Origin of the sequence: Brevundimonas sp., from assembly GCF_041648615.1 — a bacterium.
In the GTDB taxonomy this organism is placed as follows: Bacteria; Pseudomonadota; Alphaproteobacteria; order Caulobacterales; family Caulobacteraceae; genus Brevundimonas.
The window spans coordinates 1-3,271 of the sequence record NZ_JBAZOS010000082.1 but is presented as its reverse complement, the minus strand read 5'-3'; the positions used below and the strand labels follow the sequence as shown (position 1 = coordinate 3,271).

At 71.7% G+C, this 3,271-nt stretch carries 5 protein-coding genes and 1 pseudogene; all 6 read left to right on the top strand.

Annotated elements, in window-relative coordinates; genetic code table 11:
- Window positions 1–191 (top strand): DUF4272 domain-containing protein (locus WC555_RS15460; RefSeq protein ID WP_373255009.1); only part of this gene is annotated, 191 nt, incomplete at its 5' end.
- Window positions 192–208: 17 nt separating this feature from the next.
- Window positions 209–1,276 (top strand): isoaspartyl peptidase/L-asparaginase family protein, encoded by a 1,068-nt coding sequence (locus WC555_RS15455; protein ID WP_292128864.1) that lies wholly within the window; start codon window positions 209–211, stop codon window positions 1,274–1,276.
- Window positions 1,273–1,644, top strand: a complete 372-nt coding sequence (locus tag WC555_RS15450) for a cupin domain-containing protein (RefSeq protein ID WP_292128848.1) — start codon at window positions 1,273–1,275, stop codon at window positions 1,642–1,644. Before WC555_RS15455 ends, WC555_RS15450 begins: the two co-directional genes overlap by 4 nt.
- Complete coding sequence (locus tag WC555_RS15445; protein ID WP_292128846.1) at window positions 1,644–2,150, top strand: isoprenylcysteine carboxylmethyltransferase family protein; 507 nt, start codon at window positions 1,644–1,646, stop codon at window positions 2,148–2,150. Before WC555_RS15450 ends, WC555_RS15445 begins: the two co-directional genes overlap by 1 nt.
- Window positions 2,147–2,407 carry a hypothetical protein gene (locus WC555_RS15440; RefSeq protein WP_292097705.1) on the top strand — a complete coding sequence of 87 codons (261 nt, stop codon included), beginning with the start codon at window positions 2,147–2,149 and terminating at the stop codon, window positions 2,405–2,407. The genes WC555_RS15445 and WC555_RS15440 overlap by 4 nt, the downstream gene beginning before the upstream one ends.
- Window positions 2,408–2,528: 121 nt before the next feature.
- Window positions 2,529–3,271: pseudogene (locus tag WC555_RS15435) on the top strand (hypothetical protein); the annotation flags it as partial.

The following is a 3,271-nucleotide window of genomic DNA, read 5'->3' as shown; positions in this document are numbered from 1 at the left end:
AGGCCGAAATGCTGGATGCGCTGGACCTGACCTATCGCTACCATTGGGCTGTGCGTCAGGCCGGGCTCGACGGCGTGCCGCCGCCGGCCAAACTCAATCCGGATGTGCTGATGGAACGGCACAAGGCTTTGAACTGGCTCGTGCGCTACAACGAAGACGCGTCGTGGGACGACGTCACTACGGACACCTGAACCGGAAACCCGACGCCATGCGCATCTGCCTCTCCACCGTTCTCGCCGCAGCCGCCCTCGCCCTGTTCGCCACGCCCGCCGCGGCCCAGGACGCGCCCAGTTGGTCTTTCGCCATCCACGGCGGGGCGGGGGTGATCGAGCGCGACAGCCTGACGCCGGAACAGGACGCCGCCTATCGCGCCGCCCTGCACCGCGCGCTGGAGGCGGGGTCGGCGGTGCTGGCCAACGGCGGCTCGGCGCTGGACGCGGTCCAGGCGGCGATCGAGCTGATGGAGGACGATCCGCTGTTCAACGCCGGGCGCGGGGCGGTCTTCACCGCCGCCGGCCGCAACGAACTGGACGCCGCCGTGATGAACGGTTCGGACCTGACCGCCGGAGCCGTCGCCGGCCTGACCACCACCCGCCATCCGATCGCCGCCGCCCGGGCGGTGATGGAGCGGTCGCCGCACGTCATGCTGATCGGCGAGGGGGCGGATACGTTCGCCGCCTCGGTCGGGCTTGAGCAGGTGGATCCGACCTTCTTCTTCACCGAGCGCCGCTGGCGCGGGCTGGAAACGGCCTTGCGGGCGCAGAACCTGCCGATCCCGGAGCGGCCCGCCGGGGCGCCGGGGCCGCAGGCGGAGAACGCCCTGCCCGCCCCGCCGCTGAACGAGCGGAAATTCGGCACCGTCGGCGCCGTGGCGCTGGACAGCCAGGGGCGGCTGGCGGCGGGGACCTCGACCGGCGGCATGACCGCCAAACGCTGGGGCCGGGTCGGGGACGTGCCGGTGCTCGGAGCGGGGACCTATGCCTCGAACCGTGATGGCTGCGCCGTCTCGGCCACCGGCGACGGCGAGTACTACATCCGCGCCAGCGTCGCCCGCGACATCTGCGCCCGCATCGCCGGCGGATCGACGAGCCAGGCCGCCGCCCAGGCGGAGGTGGACGACGCCCTGTCCCTGGGCGGCTCGGGCGGGGTGATCGTCATGGATGTCGAGGGCCGGCCGAGCTTCGCCATGACCACCTCGGGCATGTATCGCGGCTCGATCTCCAGCGGCGCCCCGGCGGGGGTGGCCATCTACGGCGACGAGGACCTGCGGCCGTGACCCTCGGCGCGACCATCGATCTGGCCGACAAATTCGCCGCCTTCTCCGATCACTGGCGGCCCCGCGTCGCCGCCCGGCTGAACGGACAGGACGTGCGGCTGGTCAAGGTGCAGGGCGTCTTTCCCTGGCACAGCCACGCCGACGCCGACGAGATGTTCCTGGTCTGGAAGGGCCGGTTCCGGGTCGAGTTCCGGGACCGGGTCGAGACCCTCGATCCCGGGCAATTCATCGTCGTGCCGCGCGGCGTCGAACATCGCACCGCCGCCGACGATGAGGCCGAGGTGCTGATCTTCGAACCGTCGGAGGTGATCAACACCGGCGACGCCGCCGTCTCCGACTTCACCGCCCCGCAGGGACAGACGATCTGATGGCCAGGCCCGACATTCCCGGCGTCATCGCGCCGCCGCCGCTGATCTATCTCGGCTTCCTGTTCGCGGGCTGGGGACTGGTCGAACTCGCCGGCCGGCCCGAGGCGATCGAGGCCGGCCTGGGCTGGCTGTCCGCCGGCTTTAACCTCGCGGTCGACGTCCGCCGCGGCGTCGCCCTGACCCTGATCATCGGCGGCCTGCTGCTGGACGGGATGGCGGCGGGGCTGTTCCGGCGCAGGGGCACGGCGGTCGAGCCGTGGAAACCGTCGACGGTCCTGATCGACGAAGGCCCCTATCGTTTCAGCCGCAACCCGATCTACGTCGGCTTCGCCATCACCTATGTCGGCCTGGCCATAGCCATGGACAGCTGGATCGCCCTGTTGCTGCTGCTGCCCTGTCTGGTGGTGGTGGACCGGTTCGTGATCCGGCGCGAGGAGCGCTACCTCGCCGCCAAATTCGGGGCACCCTATGAGGCCTATCGCGCAAGGGTCCGGCGGTGGCTGTGAGCGACGACGAGCTGTCGGCCATGGCCATCGAGGAGCTGGACCAGGCCTGCAGCCTGATCTGGCCCGAACTGGCGAAGATCACGCCCTGGGGCGACAGTTTCATCGGCATCGCCCCGTCGGGCCGCGAGGTCGAGATCGAGCGCCGCTACCTCTGGGCCCTCGAACCGGCGGGCGCCGTGGCCGTCGAGATCGAGGTCCGCGACGTCGGGGCGCGCACCGGCGCGGAGGCGCGGGCGCTGATCACCCCGCCGCGCTGAGCCGCGATCCACATTCGCCCATGGCGGGAATCGATCGCGCCGTTAACCTTTCCCGTTGCCAAGCGGAGCGGTGGGGGCAAGATGCGCTCCGAACGGTTCACGGCCTTCAAGGGGGAGCAGCATGTCCTACGGCGCAGACTTCGCCAACGCCGACCCGGCCAACGCCCCGCTTGACCCGACGATCTTCATCGGCGCCGAGCCGGCGTTCTGGGGGGCCATCCTGCTGGGACTGGCCGCCGCCCTGCTGGCCGGCTATTTCTGGGGCGTCCGCACGCGTGAAAACAGCGCCGACGCCGCCCAGGCCATCTGGGAGGCGATCCACGACGCGACCCGATCCGCCATGGGCGCGGACGACAACGCCCTGAAGGGGCAGGCAGAAGCCTTGCGCAAGGTCGTCGACGAACGGCTGGGCAAGACCCTGAAACTGGCCGGCGGCCTGTCGGGCCGGATCAAGAAGCTGGATGACGCCATCGCCGGCAAGGGACCGGTCCAGCCGGGCGCCGGCGGCGGTCAGGCCCCGACGCGAACCGGTGGCGGCCCCGGGGGCGATTCGACCCCGGGCGAGGCCGGCCAGGGCGGGAACGGCGGCGGCGGCGGCGGAGGAGGCGGCGGCGCGGCGGCGTCAGCGGCGGCCAGCGTCACGGTCGTCACCATTGGTTGCCCGACAGCACCGACGTCGCCGACGCCGACGCCGCCGCCGACGACGCCTCCCGCGGTCGGCGACCTGAGCCATCGCGAGCAGACCGACGCCCTGCGGCTGGCCGTCGCCGCCTTCAACCAGCACTGGCGCGACGAGCCGGCCCGGGTCGGCGAACTGCGCGCGGCCCATGCCGAACTGTCCAATCCCGGTCCCGCGCCCAAATC

Bases quoted from the DNA above. Each gene is read 5' to 3' on its own strand.
- WC555_RS15455 (WP_292128864.1), top strand. From the start codon at position 209: ATGCGCATCTGCCTCTCCACCGTTCTCGCCGCAGCCGCCCTCGCCCTG.
- WC555_RS15445 (WP_292128846.1), top strand. From the start codon at position 1,644: ATGGCCAGGCCCGACATTCCCGGCGTCATCGCGCCGCCGCCGCTGATC.